Raw genomic sequence first — 19,036 nt, forward strand, 5'->3', positions numbered from 1 at the left:
GCGCCGCGTTCAAACTTGTTGTCCGCCAGTAGTAGCGGAACCTTTGTTCATTTGACGGCCATCATCGCTGAAAATGCCGTTTATCGCGACCCCTGCTTGAGCCAACGCTCTGGATCGACCGAAGCGCCATCTTCTCGCACTTCAAAATAGAGTTCCGGATCGGAAGATCCATGCCCGGCCATCCTGCCAACCGCCTGACCGGGCGCGACAGATTGTCCGGGGGCGACGGAAATCTGGTCCATTCCCGCCAACACCAGATGGTAGGCGCCTTGAGCCCGCAGGATCAAGACGACGCCCCAGCCATTCAGCGGTCCGGCGTATTCGACCGTGGCGGCGGCGGGACTGGCGATGGCGTGACCCTTTTCCGTGCGGATCGTCAGGCCGTTGGCCCGGCCGCCCAGGGGCATGGCCTGGCCGAACCGGTGGGTCATCACGCCGGATGTGGGCGCGGTCAGCACCAGGGGGCCCGTGGCGGGCTTGACGGCCAGGCCGTCGGTCAGGGCCCCCAGCTGGGCCTGGTCTCCGGTCATCGCCTCCTGGGCGTAGGCGCGCTCCAGCTGGGTCTTTTCGACGATCATCCGTTCCAGCTCGCCCTTGCGGTCGGCGACCAGGCTCTCGGCGGTGAACAGCTGCTCGGAGGCGGCCGCGGCCTCACGGCGCAGGGCCGAGACGGCGCGGGCCTGGCGGGCGTAGCCTTCGGCCCTGTTCTGGAGTTCAGGGGTCATGGCGCGGATCAGGATGGCGGCCCGCACCGCGTCGCGGGCGTCACCGGGGCTGACCAGCAGGGCCGGCGGCGGATCACGGCGGAAGAGCTGCAGGGCCGAGAGCAGCCGCGACAGCTGCCCGCGATCGCGACCCAGCTCGGCCACCAGGGCCGATTCGCGCTGGTGCAGGGCTTCCAGCCGGGCGCGTTTCTCACCGACATCGTCGCCGGTGACCAGGCGCCTCTGGCCCAGGGCGTCCAGCTCGCCTCGCAGGTCGACGATCTCGCGGCGGGTGTCGGCGGCGGCCTGCTCGTCCTTGGCGCGCTGGGTGACCCCAGCGACTTGGGCGGCCGCGACAAGACCCCCGGCGCCCAGCAGGGCGACCAGGAGGCTGGTGGTGATCAGCGTGACGCGGCGCATAGGCCGATCAATGCCTGTATTGGGTCGCAGCGACAACTGGTTCTCCCGACCTGCCCCACCTCCGCTGATCCCGGCGAATGCCGGGACCAGCGGATTAAAATCAATCGCGATGATAGGGCGAGCCCGCCAGGATGGTGACGGCGCGATAGACCTGCTCGGCCAGCAGGACGCGGGCCAAGGCGTGGGGCCAGGTCTGGGGCCCGAAGGCCAGGGTCTCGTTCGCCTCGGCCAGGATCGAGGGATCCAGGCCATCGGCGCCGCCGATCAGGAACACGACCTTGCGGCGCCCGTCGTCGCGCAGCCGGCCGATGTGCTCGGCGAAGGCCCGGCTAGGCCGCACCTTGCCGTGCTCGTCGCAGGCGATGACATGGGCGCCTTCCAGATGCGGGCGCAGCACTTCGGCTTCGGCGGCCTTGCCGGGCTTGCGCGCCTCGACCTCGACGATCTCGACCGGCCCGATCGCCAGGGCGCGGCCCGACGCCGTGGCCCGGGACGCATAGTCCACGGCCAACTGCGCCTCGACCATGCGGCCAAGCTTTCCGACGGTGAGGAGGGTGATCTTCATGGGCGATCCCGTCACCGCCCTACACGCGAGATTTGGCGGGCGAGCGGTGACGTCAGGGGCGAGGCGTCTTAGTTTGCCGCCGCGATCCGGTGCGGTGCGTCGACGGCCCAGATCTTTTCGATGTTGTAGAACGAGCGGACTTCGGGCCGGAACAGGTGGACCACCACGTCGCCGGCGTCGATCAGCACCCAGTCGCAATGCGGCAGGCCCTCGACCCGCGCCTTGCCGAAGCCCTCTTCCTTGAGGGCACGGATGATGTGGTCGGCCAGGGCGCCGACGTGACGGTGCGACCGGCCAGACGCCACGATCAGGCTGTCGGCGACCGAGCTCTTGTCCGTCAGGTCGATATGGACGATGTCCTGGGCCTTGTCGTCGTCGAGACGCGACAGGATCAGGGTCTCGAGCGCCTTGATGCTCTTGTCCAGGGCGGTCTCGGTGCTCGAGGTCGCTTTTTTCGAGGTATCGGCGGAGGCCGTGTCCTCGTGCGCACTTGGCGCGGGGTCGCTACGCAGCGGAAATGCTCCTTGATGGGGGTCGCGCAATCCCTCCCATAGCATGGATGACTCGAAAAGATGAGGGGGAACGTGGATCGGGGCGATTCGGGCGGTCATGGTCCTTCTCCCCCTTGCGGGAGACGGTGGCCGCGAAGCGGTCGGATGAGGGGTCTCTCAACCGAAAGCCGCCGCGATTGAGCGCGCGATCGTTTCTGCCGAAAGGGCGATCGACCCCTCACCCGACCTCGCTCCGCGAGGCCACCCTCGCCCGCAAGGGGAGAACGAAACTACCCCCGCGTCTGCCGCCCCCGCAGCGCCGTCGACGAGGCGAAGTTCAGGGGCCCCGTCAGATAGACCCAGGCCGGAGCCGCGGCGTCGGCCAGGATCGCGGCCTCGCTGGCCGGACGTCGGGCGAAGGCGAAGCGGCGGGCGGCGGGCGAGGTGCGGGCCTTCAGCGCAGCCCAGGGCCGCGAGATCACCGCCACCGGGACCTCGCGCATGATCTGGGTCCAGCCCCGCCAGCGATGGAAGGTGGCCAGGCTGTCGGCCCCCATGATCCACACGAACTTCACCCCCGGATAGCGGGCCTTCAACACCCGTAGGGTATCGATGGTGTATTTCGAGCCCAGACGCGTCTCGGCGTCGGAGACGATCATGCCGCCACCCAAACCGCCCCCTTGGGCCCAGCGCCGAGCGCCGGCCAGGCGCTCGGCCAGCGGCCTTGTCTCATGCGCCGACTTCAGCGGGTTCTGCGGCGAAACCAGCCAGATCACCCGGTCCAGATCCAGGCGTCGCAGCGCCGTCTCGGCGACGTGGGCGTGGCCCTCGTGCGCCGGGTTGAAGCTGCCGCCGAACAGGCCGACGCGCATGCCGGGCTCCAAGTGGAACCCCAGCCTCTGCGCGGCGGGCCGGCCGGCCTCAGGGACGAGTCTGGCCGGTCCCGCGAACCACATATTTGAATGTCGTTAGTTGCTCGGCCCCGACCGGACCGCGGGCGTGAAGTTTATCGGTGGCGATGCCGATCTCGGCCCCGAACCCGAACTCGCCGCCGTCGGCGAATTGGGTCGAGGCGTTGACCAGCACGATGGCGCTGTCCACCAGGGCGATGAACCGCTCGGCGGCCGCCTCATCCTCGGTGACGATCGCGTCGGTGTGGCCCGAACCATAGGCGGCGATGTGGGCGGCCGCGCCCTCCACCCCATCGACCACGGCCACCGACAGGATCGGGGCCAGATATTCGGTGGTCCAGTCGGCCTCGACGGCGGCCTTCATGTCGGGCTCGATCTGCAGGGCCAGGCTGTCGCCGCGCAGCTCGCAGCCGGCCTTGATCAGGGCGTCGGCGATCGGCGGCAGCAGGGCCTTGGCCCCGGCCCGATCCACGAGCAGGGTCTCGGCCGAGCCGCACACCGAGACGCGGCGCATCTTGGCGTTCAGCACGATCTCGACGGCCTTCCTGGGGTCGGCGGCGGCGTGGACGAACACGTGGTTCAATCCCTCCAAATGGCCCAGCACCGCCACGCGGGCCTCGGCCTGAACCCGCGCCACCAGGCTCTTGCCGCCCCGGGGGATGATCAGGTCGATCGTGCGGTCCAGGCCCGACAGGATGGCGCCGACGGCGTCGCGGTCGGGGGTGCGGACGATCTGCACCGCGTCGGCCGAGATCCCCGCCGCCTTCAGCCCCTTGGCGATGGCCGCGTGGATCGCGAGGTTGGAGTGGATGCACTCCGACCCGCCGCGCAGGATCACCGCATTGCCCGAGCGCACGCACAGGGCCGCAGCGTCGGCGGTGACATTGGGCCGGCTCTCGAAGATCATGGCGATCACGCCGATCGGGGTGCGAACCCGGGCGATGTCCAGGCCGTTGGGCCGCGTCCAGCGGGCGGTCTCGACGCCCAGCGGGTCGGGAATGGCCGCCACGGCCTCGACCCCGGCGGCGACGCCTTCGAGGCGTTCGGGATTGAGCATCAGCCGCTCGACCATCGGCGCGGTCAGGCCGCCGGCTCCCGCCTTGGCCAGATCTTTCGCGTTGGCCTCGAGGATCGCGACGGCGTCGCTGCGGATGGCGGCGGCCATGGCGTGCAGGGCGGCGGTGCGCTGGTCCGGCGTGGCGACGCGCAGGGCCGCGGCCCCTTGCCGAGCCGCCTGCCCCATCGCCGTCATCGTCGCCTGCAAGCTCATGCCCGCGTCGTCCATCGCTTCATCCGATCCCGGATAGGCTCGCCCGATATGCTCAGAGTGAGGCTTACCTAGGCGCTTTGCGGCGGTGGGGGAATGGGGAAAGGGTGGTGGGGGTGTTAGCGGGGCTGGTGGGGAAAGCTCTATGGGTCCGAGCCAAGGCCAGGCTCGAAATCAAGCGGTCTCTATAACGTCTTCCCCAACAAACGGGCAGCAAGCAGATATGGCAGTCGCGATCGCATCGTTTGTCAATTCAAGCGCAGAAGCACGACGCTTGACCCGTTCCGCCCACTCGCGAGCTGCCGCGCGGTATGTGGAGCGGTGTTCACGGTCCCAACCGCGCGCGTCGGACTCACTTTGAGCCATGACCTGTGTAAGCCACGTCGTCCGGCGCTCCGCGACCCTTTCCATATGCTCGCGGCTGACCGCGTCAGGACGAGCGCGCGCGCCCAGAAAACACCTACCCCGCCTGACCCTTCGCGGGGGCCTCGAGCGGTTAACCCACCGCCAAATCATCGGCATGGATCAGCGGGCCCTCGGTGAAGCCCAGCTCGGCCTCGATGGCGTCGGAGCGCAGGCCGGCGATGCGGTGGGCGTCGGCGCTGTCATAGCGCACCAGACCTCGGGCGATCTCGCGCCCGGTCTCGTCGCGGACCCGGACGGCGTCGCCCTTGTCGAACGGCCCCTCCACGGCTCGGACCCCGGCGCACAACAGGCTCTTGCCGGTCTGCAACGCGGCGGCGGCGCCGGCGTCGACGGTCAGCCAGCCTTGGGGGGCAAGAGACCCGGCGATCCAGGCCTTGTAGGCGGCGGCGGGGGACGCGACGGCCTCGATCACCGTGGCCAGGGCCCCGGCCTCGATGGCCTGAAGGGGATGGGGGCGCGAGCCCAGGGTGATCAGGGTGGCGCAGCCGGCGGCTCGGGCGATGCGGGCGGCGGCGATCTTGGTGGCCATGCCGCCGGTGCCCACGCCTGCGGCGGCGTTGGCGCCCTCGGCCATGGCGGCGATGGCGGGGGTGATCTCGGTCACCCGCTCGATATGGCGGGCTCCGGGGTCGCGACGCGGGTCGGCGGTGTAGAGGCCGTCGATGTCCGACAGCAGCACCAGCAGGTCGGCCCCGACCATCTGGGCCACCCGGGCCGCCAGCCGGTCATTGTCGCCGTAGCGGATCTCCTCGGTGACCACCGTGTCATTCTCATTTACCACGGGGACCACGCCCAGGGCGATCAGGGTCTCGGCGGTGGCGCGGGCGTTGAGCCAGCGGCGACGGGTCTCGGTGTCGTCGCGGGTCAGCAGGATCTGGGCGGCGACCACGCCGTGCGGCTCCAGCGCCTCCTCCCAGGCCCGCATCAGCACCGACTGGCCGGCGGCGGCGGCGGCCTGCTTCTCTGGCAGGGTCAGAGACTTGCGTCCCCCCATCTTTTCAGAGGTCAGGCCCAGGCGGCGGCGGCCCAGGGCCACGGCGCCGGACGACACCACCACCCCCTGCTGGCCCCGGGCCCGCAGGGCGGCGAGATCACCGCAAAAGGCGTTCAGCCAGGCGCGGTTCGGCGCGCCGGTCTCGGCGTCGACCAGCAGGGCCGAACCGACCTTGAAGACGATCCGCCTGGCCGCCTTGAGCGCTCCCCCCCCCTCTGTCGCATTTTGGGCCGACACCTAGGGGTTCCAGCCGCCGGGGGTTTCCGCTTCGGGCGCCTCTTCGACCGCCGCCTCGACGGGGGTCTCGCCACGACGGATGCGCACCTGGATGAAGGCGGCGCGCAGCAGCTCGGTGACGCCCTCGCCCGAAACGCCCGACACCATCATCGGCTTGACGCCGGAGACCGCTTGCAGTTCGGCACGCTTGGCTTCGCGGGTCTCGGGATCCAGGGCGTCGACCTTGTTCAGCGCCAGGATCTCGGACTTGTCGGCCAGTTCGTCGCCATAGGCTTCCAGCTCGCCGCGGATCGTGGTCCAGGCCAAGGCGATATCGTCCTGCGTGCCGTCCACCAGGTGAATGAGCACCGCCGAGCGCTCGACATGGCCCAGGAAGCGGGTGCCCAGGCCCGCGCCCTCGCTGGCGCCCTCGATCAGGCCGGGAATGTCGGCCAGCACGAAGCGCTCGCTGGTCGACAGGTCGACCATGCCCAGATTGGGGGTCAGGGTGGTGAAGGGATAGTCGGCGATCTTCGGCTTGGCGGCGCTGGCGGCGGCCAGGAAGGTCGACTTGCCGGCGTTGGGCAGGCCCACCAGCCCGACATCGGCGATCAACTTCAGGCGAAGCCAGATCCACAGCTCCTCACCGTCCTGGCCGGGATTGGCGTATTTCGGCGCCTGGTTGACCGGACCCTTGAAGTGCAGATTGCCCCAGCCGCCGTTGCCGCCCTTGGCCAGGCGAATGCGCATGCCGGCGGTGTCGAGGTCGGCGATCAGGGTCTCCTTGTCCTCCTCCAGCACCTGGGTGCCGACCGGGACCTTGAGCAGCACGTCATCGCCGGACGCGCCGTGACGGCCGCGACCCATGCCATGGATGCCGGTGCCGGCCTTGAAGTGTTGCTGGTAGCGATAGTCGATCAGGGTGTTGAGGCCATCGACGGCCTCGATCCAGACGTCGCCGCCGCGGCCGCCGTCACCGCCGTCGGGGCCGCCGTATTCGATATACTTCTCGCGTCGGAACGAGACCGCCCCGCCGCCACCGTTGCCGGAGCGCAGATAGATTTTGCACTGGTCCAAGAATTTCATCAGCGTCTTTTGTCGCAACCAGCCTTGCCCGTCGAGCCGAAACGGCCTTTTCGTGGGCTTCCCAAGGCCTCGCCGACCCAGAATCGCGGCCTGCAAGCGGCGCCGCGACCCACGAACCGACCTTCGCGGTCGTGACGAAATATTAAAACAGACGGTGCGACAAAGGTTCCTGTGCGGGAAACCGCCTGAGTCCGATCGCGCAGGGAGGCTGGCGTTGGCGAATATTCAGGACGTCAGAGAGGAATTGCAGCGGGATCTCGCTGACCTGACCCTGCCGACTCTTTGCCGCAAGTACGCCAATGAAGCCTCGGTGCATCGCAACATCCTGATGAGCCGCGGCACCGGCGTGACCGGGACTTGGCGCGACTTCCGATCCTTCCTCACCGACATCGGCCCACGCCCCTCTCCTGAACACGGCCTTGTCCTGCTGAACCGCAACGAGCGCACCTACGGCCCGGGCCGGGCGCGCTGGATGACGCCGGACGAACAGGCGGCGCATGAAGCGGAATTCGATCGCAACCAGGCGTCGAGGAACCGCGAGCAAATGCAGATCCTGCACCAGGCCGCCGCGATCCAGCGGGCCAAGGCGCCGAATGCTCCCAATTTCGGCCAGTGGACGCCGATGGCCGGCCGCCAGGTCAGCTTCCCCGATGTCGCCAAGCGCCTGGCCATCCCGGTCCAAGCCCTGTCCAAGACCATGGCCGAGGGCCGCAGCGCCGACGAGCTGCTCAAGCGCGCCAGCTCGGCCCAGGATCTGATCAACCAGGACCTCCAGTGGCTGCCGCCGGATTCGGCGCGCAAGGCCGGCTTCTTCGAGGCCTTCCGCATCTGGCACATGCAGGTGCAGCCGCAGTTCGGCCGCGCCGCCACCCCGACCTTCCTGTTCCTCTACATCGCCCTGCCGGTGATGAAGGAATGCCGGGACGAACTGATGGGCCTTGGCCTGTGGAGCCCGTTAGGTCAGCGGGCCATGAACGCCCGCGACACCCACATCGCCTGGAAAAAGTACTGCGAGTTCATGCCGAGGGCCCAGGTGGCGATGATGGAGATCCCCATCTACGCGACCTATTCGCTGCTCAGCGACCTGGACGCCCTTTGCGAACGCATCGTCGTCGCCGAAAAGCGCTTCCGCGAAGGCCCGCAGAAGGTCGTCGCGACGCATCGGGCGGCCTAGTCCGCTAAGCCAGCCACACCATCATCCGCGTCGGCACCACCTCGCCGCGCGCCGTCGAGGGCTTGTGCTCGACCACGCCGGTGTACAGGAACCCCGCCTTGATCAACACCTGGGCCGAGGCCGGGTTGTCAGCGAAGTGGCCGGCGACGACCAGCTTCTTGCGCCAGTCGGTCTTGGCCCAGGCCAGGGCGGCCTGAGCGGCCTCCGTGGCCACGCCGCGATCCCAGTAGGGGCGGCCGACCCAATAGCCGACCTCCAGATGGCCGATCGCCGGCGTGAAGAAACCCAGCACCCCGACCACGCCTTCGTTCTCCAGCTCGATGGCGAAGGTGGCGTGCAGCTTGGGATCCTGGGACTGGCAGCGGGCCACGAAGCCATCGGCGTCGCCGCGGCTGTAGGGCCAGGGCATGCGGGTGGTCATCCGGGCGATGGCGAAGTCACCGGCCAGGTCGCTGATCCGCGCCGCGTCGTCGATCATCGGCATGCGCAGCGTCAGCCGCGATGTCTTGATGACCTGCCCTCTATCGATCACGCACATCAGCGCGCCTCCCGTGCTCGGCCCTTCTAGGTCAGGACCGTGACGCCTGGATTTCAGACCCGGGTTCAAATTGGGGCGGGGAAATCCACAGCGCGGACAAAACAAAAGCGGGGAGCCCGGCGTTCCGGACTCCCCGCTTGGGTTCGTCTGTCCGGATCGTCTTTCTTGAGGAAAGCGCGACCCGGTCTCTACGCGGTTCGCGCTATTCGGCGGCCTGGGCCACCGGAGCCGCTACGTTCACGTAGGTTCGGTTATTGCGCTTGGTGATAAAGCCCACCGCGCCCTCGATCAGGGCGAACAAGGTGTGATCCTTGCCTATGCCGACATTGGCGCCCGGATAGAACTTGGTGCCGCGTTGCCGGATGATGATGTTGCCGGCGAGCACCTTCTGGCCACCGAACTTCTTCACGCCAAGGCGACGGCCTGCGGAGTCGCGGCCGTTGCTCGAAGAGCCGCCTGATTTCTTGTGAGCCATAGTGGCCTCCTAGGTCCTGATCCGGTTTCTCAAATGAGACCTTGATCGAGCTGATCGTTTATTGAAACCCGCGAGGGTCTCAGGCTTGCGCTTCCGGGGCGGCTTCGGTCGCGGCCGTCTTCGGCGCGGGCTTCGGCTTGGGAGCGGTGGTTTCGGCTTGCGCCTTGACCGGCATGGTCGGGATCGTCGCCGGAACGGCGGCGTCACCCAGGCCGCGGGCGCGGGCGTTGAGGATGACCTTGGGGGTCAGGTCGATGACGCCTTCCCACTTGGTTTCCTTGCCGCCGCCAGCGACCGAGGTCACCCGCACGACCGACTCGGTCTGGCGGTGGCCACGGGTCCGGCGATAGCCTTGACGGCGGATCTTCTTGAAGATCTTGACCTTCTCGCCCTTGCGGGTTTCGAGCAGGGCGCCGGTCACGACCGCGCCTTCAATCAGGGGAGCGCCGATCGTCACGGCCTCGCCTTCGCCAAGCATCAGGACTTCGCTGAAAGCGACTTCCGAGCCCGGTTCACCGTCGAGCTTTTCGACAACCAGCAGATCGCCGGCTTGGACCCGGTACTGCTTGCCGCCGGTTTTGATCACCGCGTACATAGGTTAGCGCCTTAAGAAACGTGCGTTCGCAAAATAGGGAACGCCCGCCAGGAAACCCAGCGGGCGAGGGGGCGGACTTATACAGCCGGCGCCCGTTGAGTCAACGGCGAGATGAGACATTCCCGTGGCCGGTTAGCAACGCCGAGGGCGGGATGCGGGAGTCATTTGAGGCTAGCGTGTTACAATATAACAGGCTAGAGGGTCGGGGGTGAATACGACCTTCTTCGCCTCCGTCGCCGCCACCGGTTTCGCCGTGGCCTTCCTGCACGCGGCCCTGCCCACGCACTGGCTGCCATTCGTGCTGGTCGGGCGGGCGCAGAAGTGGAGCACGGGCCGCACCCTGGGCGTCACCTTGCTGGCGGGCCTGGGCCATGTGGGCCTGACCATCGTGCTGGGCCTGGCGGTTGTGGCCGCCGGCCTAGTCGCCGAACCTCATCTGGGCGGCTATTTCCACTGGATCATCGGCGGGCTGATGGCGGCGTTCGGGGCCTTCTATCTGCTGCGGGGCCGCCACAGGCACGCGACGATTGACGCCAGCCGCAAGTTCGCCTCCGACAAGGCGGCGATCACCGCCTTGGTGGTCCTGCTGACCCTGTCGCCTTGCGAGGCTTTCCTCCCCTATTACCTGGCGGGGATGCAGCACGGGTTGGCCGGCTTTTTGGTGCTCAGCGCCGTGCTGCTGACGGCCACCTCAGCGGGCATGCTGCTGTTCACGGGCCTGAGCCTGGCGGGATTCAACCGCCTGGGCCTGGCGCGACTGGAGCAGTATGAGGAGACCATCCTCGGCGTGGCGCTGATCGCCATCGGCGCGGCGGTGGCGTTTCTGAAGACCTAGAGGGCTCAATCGGTTCACTCCTTTTCCGTCTCCCCGGCGAAGGCCGGGGCCCCGGTGAAACCCACCAAACGCTCGGGATGAACCTGGGTCCCGGCCTGCGCCGGGAAGACGGATGTGGGCGGCGACGACAGGCAATTGAGCCCACCGCTTCCCCCCAGCCCTCACAGCTCCTAAATAGCGCCCATGACCAACACCGCTCCCTCCGGCAAGATCCCCGTCACCGTGCTGACCGGCTATCTCGGCGCCGGCAAGACCACCCTGCTCAACCGCATCCTCACCGAGGAGCACGGCAAGAAATACGCCGTGATCGTCAACGAGTTCGGCGAGGTCGGCATCGACAACGACCTGGTGGTCGGCGCGGATGAAGAAGTGTTCGAGATGAACAACGGCTGCGTCTGCTGCACGGTGCGCGGCGACCTGATCCGGGTCCTGCAGGGCCTGATGAAGCGCCAAAAAACACAAGGGGGGCGCGGCTTCGACGCCATCATCGTCGAGACCACGGGCCTGGCCGATCCCGGCCCGGTGGCCCAGACCTTCTTCGTCGACGAGGATGTCAAGGCCCGCACCTATCTCGACTCGGTCACCGCCGTGGTCGACGCCAAGCACATCCTGCTGCGCCTGGGCGACTCCAAGGAAGCCGTCGAGCAGATCGCCTTCGCCGACCAGATCGTGCTCAACAAGACGGACCTCGTCTCGGAGGACGACCTGCGCCACGTCGAGGCTCGTATCAAGCGGATCAACCCCCTGGCCCCGATCCACCGCGCCCAACGCTCCAATGTCCCGCTGGACGCCATCATCGGCAAGCACAGCTTCGACCTGGAGCGGATCACCGAGTTGGAGCCGGAGTTTCTGAACCCGGGCCATGGCGAGGCCGGTCACGTTCACGACGAGCAATGCGGTCACGACCATCATGATCACGGGCACGACCATGGCCACGTGCATGACGAGCATTGCGGTCATGACCATCACGACCACGGCGCCAAGAGCGACATCCATGATGACGGCGTGAAGGGGATCTCCCTGACCCTGGACCGTCCGATCGACGGCCAGAAGATCACCGTCTGGCTCAACGAGCTGCTCGCCAAGCGCGGCCCCGACATCCTGCGCGCCAAGGGCATCATCGACGTCCAGGGCGAGGAGCGCCGCCTGGTGTTCCAGGCCGTGCACATGATCCTGGAAGGCGACTTCCAGCGGCCGTGGACGGAAAAGGACAAGCGCTACAGCCGGATGGTGTTCATCGGCCGCGACCTGGACGAGGCCGAGCTGAAGGCCGGGTTCGAGGCGACGGCGGCTTAGTAGCTCACGCACTTGCCCCCACCTGGCGACGCAGTCGCCAGGTGGGGGCAAGTGCGCCGTCGCACTATCCCAGTGGCTAGTGCAAATCCTCGTTGATGATCCCGACCTTGGTCCAACCTCCGGTGTGGACCGCGTTGATCACGCCCATGAACGCCTCATAGGGCACATCGGCCTGGGCGCTGATCATCACCCGCTGCTCCTTGCGGGCCCCGGCTTGACCCTCGGCGACGAACTTCGCGCTGAGATCGCCGGCCAGGGTCTTCAGGCTGGTCGGCTGGCCCGCCAGGAACAGCGCGCCCCCGTCCTGGATGGCGATGAACACCGGCTCGCGCGGCGAGGGCTCGTTGGAGGCTGGCGGCAGGTCGAGGCGGATATCGGTGGTGGCCAGGGGGACGGCGACCATGAAGATAATCAGCAGCACCAGCAGCACATCCACAAAGGGCGTGACATTGATTTCGGCGTTGTGGCGCACCGTATGCCGCCCGCCGCCGCCCGAAAGTTTCGCCGCCATCGCCCGCCTCCTGCAAGAAGAACTTACAGGCGTAGTTTAAGCGCTTTCAAGACCCTGTAAAGCAATAAAACTACGGGCGTAAAAACCTGGAAGCAAATAAAAGAGGCCGGACGCTGATGCCCGACCTCTTATTTTAGGCGATCGTCGAAGGACCCTAGTGGATGTCTTCGTTGATCAGGCCGACCTTGTACCAGCCCGAGGTCTGCAGCTGGTTCAGCACGCCCATGAAGTCGGCGTACATGACGTCGGCGTCGGCGCGAACCATGACGCGTTGGTCTTCCTTGCTGCCGCCTTGGCCGTTCGCGGTGAACTTGCCTTCCAGGTCGTATTGCAGGGTGTCGAGGCTGGTCTGCTTTTCCGCGACATAGAGCGCGCCCGACTTCTGGATCGAGATGAAGACCGGCTCCTTCGGCTTCGGATCTTCAGGGCGCGGCGGAACCGCCGGCGGAAGGTCGACCTTGATCGCCACGGTCGCCATCGGCACGGCGACCATGAAGATGATCAGCAGCACCAGCAGGATGTCGACGAACGGAGTGACGTTGATTTCGGAGTTCTGGCCCAGGGAGTAGCGACCGCCACCACCGCCGGAGAGTTTAGCCGCCATAGCCTGACTGTCTCCCAAGGGCCGCAACAGGCGCGGTCCCGCAATTGTTAGATGGCCACGTCTGGCTCAGACGGGCGACGAAGTAAAGCCCGACGACGCGGCGCAATGGCAACCCCTTTTGTGAGTCTTTTTAACCGAACACCGTTCAGGCGGGCCTTTGCCGGGTCCCGGCTCGCTTTCCACGCGACTAGGCGCCCGGAGCGAGGCGGGGTATGGCGCGCGGATGATCTATTCGTTCGACGCCTATGTCACCGCCGCCCTGTTCGACCGCGCCGACCGCGCGACCTTCGCCCTGGGTGACGGCACCGTTCGATTCGAGGAGGCCCAGGAAAACGGGGAGAGCGGTTTCGTCACCGTCGAGGCCCATGACGGCGCCGTGCTGGCCGCCGCCGTCCACCCGTCGGGCCGGGGCGTGATCACCGGCGGCGATGACGGCAAGGTGGTCTGGAGCCGGGTCGAGGGCGACGAGGTGGTCGCCACCGTTATCGCCGAGGTCAAGGGCCGCTGGATCGAGAATGTCGCCACCAGCGCCGCCTCCAACCTGATCGCCTTCACCGCCGGCAAGGAGGCCCACGTCCGCGACGCGACGGACGCCAAGTTCCTGCGGGTGTTCACCCACGACAAGACCGTTTCGGGCCTGGCCTTCGACCCGAAGGGCAAGCGCCTGGCCACGGCCGGCTATGGCGGGGTGTCGCTGTGGTGGGCCCGTATCGAGTGTCAGAAGCCGACGGTGATGAAGTGGGCCGGCAGCCATATCGCCGCGATGTTCAGCCCGGACGGCAAGTTCCTGGTTTCCTCGATGCAGGAAAGCCAGCTGCATGGCTGGCGGCTGAGCGACGGCAAGGACATGCGGATGGGCGGCTACCCGGCCAAGATCAAGAGCCTGGCCTTCTTCGACAAGGGCAATCTGATGGTCACGGCCGGCGCCAATGGCGCGGTGGTCTGGCCGTTCGCCGGCGCGAACGGTCCGATGGGCAAGGAGGCCGCCGAGATCGGTTTCTCGCGCGACTCATTGGTGGTGCAGGTGGCGGGCGTCGAGGCCCTGCCGGTCGCCATCGCCGGCCAGGACAACGGCAAGATCTGGGGCGCGCACATGCGCTCGGGCCGTATCGACACCTTGAAGGCCGAGAAGGGCGCGGCGATCAGCTCGCTGGCCGTTTCCGCCGACGGGACGAGGCTGGCCTGGGGCGACGAGGACGGCGAGGCGGGTATCATCGCGATCCCGGCGATGGACACGCGGTTCTAGTGGATAGAACGCGACGCTTGAGTCCCCCTGGAAATCGCTCGATCCCTTTCCCGAGAAGGATTTGGGCGGGTTCCAAGCGACTGAATCTCACCACTAGTGGATAGAACGCGACGCTTGAGTCCCTCTGGAAATCGCTCGATCCCTTTCCCGAGAAGGATTTGGGCGGGTTCCAAGCGACGGAATCTCACCACTAGGGCGTGAGGACAGGCGCATACGCCGGTCCTCACGCGCCGCCAATCCCCTCCACTCCTGAGCGGAGTGTTTTTTACAGCCCCGCCAGCACCTTCACCACCGCCGCCACGGTCGCCTCGTGCGTATCTCTTAGTCCGTCCGGCACGAAGCCCAGCTTGTAGGCCAGGCCGTCATGGCCCCCGGCCACGCCCATGGTCATCGGCCCGCTGAACGAGCCGTGCACCTCGGTGACCCCCGTCCGCGCCACCAGTTCGGCCACATTGGCGGGATTGACCCCGCCGCCGGCCAGGATGGCGATGCGGCCGTCCGCCTGCGCCACCAAGGCGGCGATGCGCTCCGCCCCGGCCAGGGCGTTGTGGGCGCCGCCGGACGTCAGGATGCGCTCGAAGCCGAGGTCGATCGCCGACTCCAGCGCCGCGGCCTGGTCGGGGACCAGGTCGAAGGCGCGGTGCAGGGTCACGCCCAGGCCCTCGGCATGGGCGACCAGCATCGACAGCGCCTCGACGTCCAGTTCACCTGACGCCAGGTTGGCGCCGATCACCACCCCGGCCAGGCCGGCGTCGCGGACGGCGTCGATGTCGCGAAACAGGGCGTCCAGGTCGCGGTCGTCATAGACGAAGTCGCCGTGGCGGGGGCGGAGCATCGGATAGATCGGGATCTCGGCCTCGGCGGCGATGGCCATCAGGCTCGGTGCGGGCGTCAGGCCCTGCAGGGCGAGGGCCGAGCACAGTTCGATCCGGTCGGCCCCGCCGGCGATCGCCGCCGCCAGTCCGGCCGGCGTATCAACACAGACTTCCAGGATCACGCGCTTGGACATCTTCGCCTCGTCAGGACCGGTGGACTCTCGAAGGGCCTCTTGGAGCACAACCCGGGCGAAACGGGGAGGGGCCCTATTCGAACCCCCGCATCACCCCCCAGGCCTCGAACGGGTCGCGGCGCGAACGCCAGTTATTCACAGGATTGGCCTCGTCGCGGTAGCCCAGGGCCATGCCGCAGAACAGCATGTGGTCCTCGGGCAAGGCCACGAAGTCGGCGACCAGCTTGCCGTAGACCGACCAGAATTCCTGAGCGCAGGTATCCAGCCCTCGCTCCGTCGCCAGGAGCATCAGGCTCTGCATGTACATGCCGATGTCCGACCACTGCGGCGGCCCGCATCTGCGGTGCACCGAGAAGAACAGCGCCACCGGGGCCCCGAAGAACTCGGCGTTGTAGGCGAACTGCTGCAGACGCCGCAGCTTGTCCTCGCGGGGAATGCCGAGGGCGCCATAGAGGTCCTCGCCGACCTGGTAGCGGCGAGTGCGCAGAGGCTCCCACAGGTTCGGCGGATAGACATCATATTCTGGCTCGTCGCGGTCCATCAGCCGGCCGGCGACCAGGGCCTTGAACTCGGCCAGGGGCTGGCCGCTGAGGGCGTGCACCGTCCAGGGCTGGAGGTTGCCGCCCGAGGGCGCGCGGGCGGCGGTTTCCAGCAACGCACGGACGACGTCGCCTGGCACCGGATCGGGCTTGAAGGCCCGGACCGACATGCGGCGTTCGACGGCTTCGGTGACGTTCATCGCGAGCTCCCTGGCCGATGCGCGCTAAGGCTCGCGACAGACGGTCCCGGCTTGGCTAGCATCCGGCCGCAACGTCAATGCAAGAGCCCTTGGGCAAGAGGCGATCCGTGCGGGTTCTGATGCGTAACAGTCTTCTGGCCCTGTTCATCGTGCTCGTGGCTGGGCCGGTGCTGACGGTGATCGTCTATCGCTTCGTGCCGCCGCCGGCCACGCCGCTGATGATCATCCGCGCCATCCAGGGCAAGGGCTGGAGCCACCATTGGCGTTCGATCGACCAGGTCTCGCCGACCCTGCCGCGCGCCCTGATCGCCGCCGAGGACGCCCAGTTCTGCGATCACCATGGCTTCGACATCGAGGCCCTGCAGAAGGCCTATGCCAATAACGAGAAGGGCGGCAAGATTCGCGGCGGGTCGACCATCAGCCAGCAGACCGCCAAGAACGTCTTCCTGTGGCCGGGCCGCTCCTATGTACGCAAGGGGTTGGAGGCCTATTTCACGGTGCTGATCGAAACCCTGTGGGGCAAGAAGCGGATCATGGAGGTCTATCTGAACTCCATCGAATACGGCCCGGGGCTCTATGGCGCGGAGGCCGCGTCCCAGGCCTATTTCAAGGTCGGCGCGGACCAGTTGACGCCGCTGCAGTCGTCGCGCTTGGCCGCCATCCTGCCTAGCCCACTAAAGTGGAAGGCGGTCGACCCCGGCCGCTATGTCAAGAAACGCTCCAGCCGGATCGGCAAGGCCTCCGGCGCTGTGCGCCGCAAGGGCCTGTCGGCCTGCGTGGCCTAGGAGGACGCCATGGCCATCGCCCCTGGGCCGACCCTTGAGACAGAACGCCTGATCCTGCGGCCCCCGGCCGCCGAGGACCTCGACTGCTGGGCCGAACTGATGGCCGACCCCGTGGCCGCTCGCTATATCGGCGGGGTCATGACCCGGTCGCAGGCTTGGCGGGCCATGGCGACCATGGCCGGGTCGTGGGCGCTGAACGGCTTTGGCATGTTCGCGGTGATCGAGAAGGACACGGGCCTGTGGCAGGGCCGGATCGGACCGTGGGCGCCGGAGGGCTGGCCTGGCACCGAGGTCGGCTGGAGCCTGCATCCCCGCGCCCAGGGCAAGGGCTACGCCGTGGAGGCCGCGGTCGCCGCCGTCGACTTCGCGGTCGACACGCTGGAATGGACTCGGATCGTCCACTGCATCGACCCGGCCAATACGCCTTCGATGCGGGTGGCGGAGAAGATCGGCTCGCGGTTCCTGGAAATCGGACGGCTGCCGGAGCCGTTCCAGGACGCGCCGATCGAGCTGTGGGGGCAAACGGCGGATGAGTGGAAGGCGCAGCGCGGCTGAACCCTGAACCGCTCATCCCGGCGAATGCCGGGATGAGCGGTGTAAAAATCAGCCTTCCAGCGGCCGGGCATGGGCCGCCCGGGCTCACCCCGACCGCACGAACACCCGCGTGATCCTCGGATCGATTTCCCGGATCGCCACGGCGAAATCATCCCCGACTGTCTCGATATCGACCGCCGTCAGGGTGTCGCAGAAGTCCAGGGTGACGCCCAGCAGGATCTCGCTGGGACCCAGATGCATGCTCAGCACCCCGGCGACGCTGTCGATCCGCAGGTCGGCGGCCAGCATGGCGCGGACGTCCTCGACGACGCGCGGCGAGGCGGATTCGCCGGTGAGCAGGCTGCGGGTTTCGCTGGCCAGGAAGATCGCCACCAGCACCAGCAGCACCCCGATCGCCGCCGAGGCCGCCCCGTCCGCCCAGGGCAGATGGAGATAGGTCGAGCCGGCCACGCCCATCGCCGCGATGGCCAGACCGGCCAGGGCCGCTCCGTCGTCCAGCAGCACCGGGAAGGCCCAGAAATAGACCTCCATGCCGTAGCCGAACGGCTAGGTCTCGCTAGGCGGCTTTTTCGCGCGAGCCAGGCCCAGGAGCAACAAGTCCTGGTTGCCGGTGTCGACGCTGGAATGGATGGCCTCGGTCAGCATGGCCGACGAGCCGGTCAGGGCGAAGGCCACGAACTTGGTGGCGGCGATCGCAAGGTTCCCGGCCAAGGCCGCATAGACGACCGTGGTCGAACCTTTATGAGATCCCGTCGCGGCCATGCGGGCCGAACGCGGCGGCGGGGGCCGCTGGTCCGTCAGCGCGGCGTCTACACCCGGTTGTAGGGATAGCGGTCGCGGATCATCCGTTGAAAGAATCGACCCTTGGACGGGGCGCGGGCGAAGGCCTCGGTGACGCGGGGCGGCACCCCGACATAGACGTATTCGTCGCCGTCATTGAACGTGACGAACAGTTTGCCGTGCTCGGGTTCGTAGTCGATTTGGCGGATCGCCGTGGAGTCAACGCGCATGGCAGAAAGCCTCCGCATGAGGAGCGTCTGTCCATAAAAGCGCGCGGCGAAGGGCGGCGGTTCCCAAGGACGGTTGGCGCCGTTTAGGGTGCAAGGCGCGGCGAAATAGGGTCTAGTCCCCGGTGCCAAGGCCCCGCTTCGATGGGCTGGGGGAGAGAACGCACATGCAGCCGCATTCCTGGGTCGCCATCGTCACGCTGGTCGCTCTTCTCGTCTATGTCTGGATGGTCCTGCGAGTGGCGGGCGCCCGGAGAAGCACCGGCATCAGCGCCCCCACCATGACCGGTGATCCGGTGCTGGAACGGCATATCCGCGTGCAGGCCAACACCCTGGAATGGCTGCCGCTGTTCCTGCCGTCGCTTTGGCTGTTCGCCGTTTATTGGAGTGATCTGGTCGCCGCTGTGCTGGGCGTGATCTGGATTGTCGGGCGAATCGTCTACGCCATCGGCTATGTGGCGGATCCGGGCAAGCGCGAGACCGGGTTCACCATCCAGGCCCTGGCCACCGCCGTGCTGCTGTTCGGCGCCCTGGGTCGGGTCATCTGGATCCTGATGGTGGTCGGCAACTAGAGCCGGCTTTCCCGG

The 19,036-nt window shown here is 67.3% G+C and carries 24 protein-coding genes; 7 read left to right on the forward strand and 17 right to left on the reverse strand.

Annotation, left to right across the window (positions count from 1 at the left end; genetic code table 11):
* Positions 1-80: 80 nt before the first annotated feature.
* From ACP694_RS04870 to obgE, 7 genes are all read right to left on the reverse strand, one after another.
* Positions 81-1,124 (reverse strand): murein hydrolase activator EnvC family protein, encoded by a 1,044-nt coding sequence (locus tag ACP694_RS04870; RefSeq protein WP_426010855.1) that lies wholly within the window; start codon positions 1,122-1,124, stop codon positions 81-83.
* Positions 1,125-1,224: 100 nt separating this feature from the next.
* The gene (rlmH, locus tag ACP694_RS04875; protein ID WP_426010856.1) at positions 1,225-1,689 is read right to left on the reverse strand and encodes a 23S rRNA (pseudouridine(1915)-N(3))-methyltransferase RlmH; all 465 of its coding nucleotides are present in this window, start codon (positions 1,687-1,689) and stop codon (positions 1,225-1,227) included.
* A 68-nt stretch (positions 1,690-1,757) separates the two neighbouring features.
* A complete protein-coding gene (rsfS, locus tag ACP694_RS04880; RefSeq protein ID WP_426011296.1) occupies positions 1,758-2,201 on the reverse strand; it encodes a ribosome silencing factor in 444 nt (147 codons plus the stop codon).
* A 269-nt stretch (positions 2,202-2,470) separates the two neighbouring features.
* Complete coding sequence (locus tag ACP694_RS04885; protein WP_426010858.1) at positions 2,471-3,136, reverse strand: nicotinate-nucleotide adenylyltransferase; 666 nt, start codon at positions 3,134-3,136, stop codon at positions 2,471-2,473.
* The gene (locus ACP694_RS04890; RefSeq protein ID WP_426011297.1) at positions 3,102-4,409 is read right to left on the reverse strand and encodes a glutamate-5-semialdehyde dehydrogenase; all 1,308 of its coding nucleotides are present in this window, start codon (positions 4,407-4,409) and stop codon (positions 3,102-3,104) included. The genes ACP694_RS04885 and ACP694_RS04890 overlap by 35 nt, the downstream gene beginning before the upstream one ends.
* Positions 4,410-4,854: 445 nt before the next feature.
* Positions 4,855-6,015 carry a glutamate 5-kinase gene (gene proB, locus ACP694_RS04895; RefSeq protein WP_426010860.1) on the reverse strand — a complete coding sequence of 387 codons (1,161 nt, stop codon included), beginning with the start codon at positions 6,013-6,015 and terminating at the stop codon, positions 4,855-4,857.
* The gene (gene obgE / locus ACP694_RS04900; RefSeq protein WP_426010862.1) at positions 6,016-7,080 is read right to left on the reverse strand and encodes a GTPase ObgE; all 1,065 of its coding nucleotides are present in this window, start codon (positions 7,078-7,080) and stop codon (positions 6,016-6,018) included.
* 214 nt (positions 7,081-7,294) lie between these two features.
* Between obgE and ACP694_RS04905 the strand changes: the two genes are divergently transcribed.
* Positions 7,295-8,254: a hypothetical protein gene (locus ACP694_RS04905; RefSeq protein WP_426010864.1), complete on the forward strand. Its 960-nt coding sequence runs from the start codon at positions 7,295-7,297 to the stop codon at positions 8,252-8,254.
* 4 nt (positions 8,255-8,258) lie between these two features.
* Here the strand turns inward: ACP694_RS04905 and ACP694_RS04910 are convergent, their stop codons facing one another.
* The 3 genes from ACP694_RS04910 to rplU form a co-directional block, all read right to left on the reverse strand.
* Positions 8,259-8,792 (reverse strand): GNAT family N-acetyltransferase, encoded by a 534-nt coding sequence (locus tag ACP694_RS04910; RefSeq protein ID WP_426010865.1) that lies wholly within the window; start codon positions 8,790-8,792, stop codon positions 8,259-8,261.
* A 202-nt stretch (positions 8,793-8,994) separates the two neighbouring features.
* Entirely contained in the window at positions 8,995-9,267 is a 273-nt protein-coding gene (gene rpmA / locus ACP694_RS04915; protein ID WP_426010866.1) for a 50S ribosomal protein L27, read from the reverse strand.
* A 79-nt stretch (positions 9,268-9,346) separates the two neighbouring features.
* Complete coding sequence (gene rplU, locus ACP694_RS04920) at positions 9,347-9,862, reverse strand: 50S ribosomal protein L21 (RefSeq protein WP_426010867.1); 516 nt, start codon at positions 9,860-9,862, stop codon at positions 9,347-9,349.
* A gap of 208 nt (positions 9,863-10,070) precedes the next feature.
* Between rplU and ACP694_RS04925 the strand changes: the two genes are divergently transcribed.
* Complete coding sequence (locus ACP694_RS04925; RefSeq protein WP_426010868.1) at positions 10,071-10,697, forward strand: hypothetical protein; 627 nt, start codon at positions 10,071-10,073, stop codon at positions 10,695-10,697.
* Positions 10,698-10,880: 183 nt separating this feature from the next.
* Positions 10,881-11,993 carry a CobW family GTP-binding protein gene (locus ACP694_RS04930; RefSeq protein ID WP_426010869.1) on the forward strand — a complete coding sequence of 371 codons (1,113 nt, stop codon included), beginning with the start codon at positions 10,881-10,883 and terminating at the stop codon, positions 11,991-11,993.
* Positions 11,994-12,069: 76 nt separating this feature from the next.
* Here ACP694_RS04930 and ACP694_RS04935 read toward each other — a convergent pair whose 3' ends face one another.
* Together ACP694_RS04935 and ACP694_RS04940 are read right to left on the reverse strand one after the other, a co-directional pair.
* A complete protein-coding gene (locus ACP694_RS04935) occupies positions 12,070-12,504 on the reverse strand; it encodes a biopolymer transporter ExbD (RefSeq protein ID WP_426010870.1) in 435 nt (144 codons plus the stop codon).
* A 154-nt stretch (positions 12,505-12,658) separates the two neighbouring features.
* Positions 12,659-13,108, reverse strand: coding sequence for a biopolymer transporter ExbD (locus ACP694_RS04940; RefSeq protein ID WP_426010872.1), 450 nt, complete (start codon positions 13,106-13,108; stop codon positions 12,659-12,661).
* Between the two features lie 223 nt (positions 13,109-13,331).
* Between ACP694_RS04940 and ACP694_RS04945 the strand changes: the two genes are divergently transcribed.
* On the forward strand, positions 13,332-14,354 hold the full coding sequence (locus tag ACP694_RS04945; RefSeq protein ID WP_426010874.1) for a WD40 repeat domain-containing protein: 1,023 nt from the start codon (positions 13,332-13,334) through the stop codon (positions 14,352-14,354).
* A gap of 265 nt (positions 14,355-14,619) precedes the next feature.
* Here ACP694_RS04945 and ACP694_RS04950 read toward each other — a convergent pair whose 3' ends face one another.
* Both ACP694_RS04950 and ACP694_RS04955 read right to left on the reverse strand, forming a co-directional pair.
* On the reverse strand, positions 14,620-15,363 hold the full coding sequence (locus ACP694_RS04950; protein WP_426010876.1) for a copper homeostasis protein CutC: 744 nt from the start codon (positions 15,361-15,363) through the stop codon (positions 14,620-14,622).
* A gap of 73 nt (positions 15,364-15,436) precedes the next feature.
* Positions 15,437-16,102, reverse strand: coding sequence for a nitroreductase (locus ACP694_RS04955; protein WP_426010878.1), 666 nt, complete (start codon positions 16,100-16,102; stop codon positions 15,437-15,439).
* A 77-nt stretch (positions 16,103-16,179) separates the two neighbouring features.
* Here ACP694_RS04955 and mtgA point away from each other — a divergent pair, with 77 nt between their 5' ends.
* Together mtgA and ACP694_RS04965 are read left to right on the forward strand one after the other, a co-directional pair.
* Positions 16,180-16,887, forward strand: coding sequence for a monofunctional biosynthetic peptidoglycan transglycosylase (gene mtgA, locus ACP694_RS04960; RefSeq protein ID WP_426010880.1), 708 nt, complete (start codon positions 16,180-16,182; stop codon positions 16,885-16,887).
* Between the two features lie 9 nt (positions 16,888-16,896).
* Positions 16,897-17,442, forward strand: a complete 546-nt coding sequence (locus tag ACP694_RS04965; RefSeq protein WP_426010882.1) for a GNAT family N-acetyltransferase — start codon at positions 16,897-16,899, stop codon at positions 17,440-17,442.
* Positions 17,443-17,526: 84 nt separating this feature from the next.
* On the opposite strand, the gene ACP694_RS04970 is transcribed toward ACP694_RS04965, so the two are convergent.
* From ACP694_RS04970 to ACP694_RS04980, 3 genes are read right to left on the reverse strand one after another with little or no spacing between them, the layout of a single operon-like run.
* Positions 17,527-17,973, reverse strand: coding sequence for a hypothetical protein (locus tag ACP694_RS04970; protein WP_426010883.1), 447 nt, complete (start codon positions 17,971-17,973; stop codon positions 17,527-17,529).
* A gap of 15 nt (positions 17,974-17,988) precedes the next feature.
* Complete coding sequence (locus ACP694_RS04975) at positions 17,989-18,204, reverse strand: cation transporter (protein WP_426010885.1); 216 nt, start codon at positions 18,202-18,204, stop codon at positions 17,989-17,991.
* A gap of 47 nt (positions 18,205-18,251) precedes the next feature.
* Positions 18,252-18,452 (reverse strand): KTSC domain-containing protein, encoded by a 201-nt coding sequence (locus ACP694_RS04980; protein ID WP_426010886.1) that lies wholly within the window; start codon positions 18,450-18,452, stop codon positions 18,252-18,254.
* Positions 18,453-18,616: 164 nt separating this feature from the next.
* Between ACP694_RS04980 and ACP694_RS04985 the strand changes: the two genes are divergently transcribed.
* On the forward strand, positions 18,617-19,021 hold the full coding sequence (locus ACP694_RS04985) for an MAPEG family protein (protein WP_426010888.1): 405 nt from the start codon (positions 18,617-18,619) through the stop codon (positions 19,019-19,021).
* The last annotated feature ends 15 nt before the right edge of the window (positions 19,022-19,036 follow it).

This window comes from Caulobacter sp. DWR2-3-1b2, assembly GCF_049896345.1.
Lineage (GTDB): Bacteria > Pseudomonadota > Alphaproteobacteria > Caulobacterales > Caulobacteraceae > Caulobacter.

Coding starts and splice junctions, on each gene's coding strand:
- ACP694_RS04870 (WP_426010855.1), bottom strand. CDS start 1,124: ATGCGCCGCGTCACGCTGATCACCACCAGCCTCCTGGTCGCCCTGCTG.
- rlmH (WP_426010856.1), bottom strand. CDS start 1,689: ATGAAGATCACCCTCCTCACCGTCGGAAAGCTTGGCCGCATGGTCGAG.
- ACP694_RS04885 (WP_426010858.1), bottom strand. CDS start 3,136: ATGTGGTTCGCGGGACCGGCCAGACTCGTCCCTGAGGCCGGCCGGCCC.
- obgE (WP_426010862.1), bottom strand. CDS start 7,080: ATGAAATTCTTGGACCAGTGCAAAATCTATCTGCGCTCCGGCAACGGT.
- ACP694_RS04910 (WP_426010865.1), bottom strand. CDS start 8,792: ATGTGCGTGATCGATAGAGGGCAGGTCATCAAGACATCGCGGCTGACG.
- rpmA (WP_426010866.1), bottom strand. CDS start 9,267: ATGGCTCACAAGAAATCAGGCGGCTCTTCGAGCAACGGCCGCGACTCC.
- rplU (WP_426010867.1), bottom strand. CDS start 9,862: ATGTACGCGGTGATCAAAACCGGCGGCAAGCAGTACCGGGTCCAAGCC.
- ACP694_RS04930 (WP_426010869.1), top strand. CDS start 10,881: ATGACCAACACCGCTCCCTCCGGCAAGATCCCCGTCACCGTGCTGACC.
- ACP694_RS04935 (WP_426010870.1), bottom strand. CDS start 12,504: ATGGCGGCGAAACTTTCGGGCGGCGGCGGGCGGCATACGGTGCGCCAC.
- ACP694_RS04940 (WP_426010872.1), bottom strand. CDS start 13,108: ATGGCGGCTAAACTCTCCGGCGGTGGTGGCGGTCGCTACTCCCTGGGC.
- ACP694_RS04945 (WP_426010874.1), top strand. CDS start 13,332: ATGATCTATTCGTTCGACGCCTATGTCACCGCCGCCCTGTTCGACCGC.
- ACP694_RS04950 (WP_426010876.1), bottom strand. CDS start 15,363: ATGTCCAAGCGCGTGATCCTGGAAGTCTGTGTTGATACGCCGGCCGGA.
- ACP694_RS04955 (WP_426010878.1), bottom strand. CDS start 16,102: ATGAACGTCACCGAAGCCGTCGAACGCCGCATGTCGGTCCGGGCCTTC.
- mtgA (WP_426010880.1), top strand. CDS start 16,180: ATGCAAGAGCCCTTGGGCAAGAGGCGATCCGTGCGGGTTCTGATGCGT.
- ACP694_RS04965 (WP_426010882.1), top strand. CDS start 16,897: ATGGCCATCGCCCCTGGGCCGACCCTTGAGACAGAACGCCTGATCCTG.
- ACP694_RS04970 (WP_426010883.1), bottom strand. CDS start 17,973: ATGGAGGTCTATTTCTGGGCCTTCCCGGTGCTGCTGGACGACGGAGCG.
- ACP694_RS04975 (WP_426010885.1), bottom strand. CDS start 18,204: ATGGCCGCGACGGGATCTCATAAAGGTTCGACCACGGTCGTCTATGCG.
- ACP694_RS04980 (WP_426010886.1), bottom strand. CDS start 18,452: ATGCGCGTTGACTCCACGGCGATCCGCCAAATCGACTACGAACCCGAG.
- ACP694_RS04985 (WP_426010888.1), top strand. CDS start 18,617: ATGCAGCCGCATTCCTGGGTCGCCATCGTCACGCTGGTCGCTCTTCTC.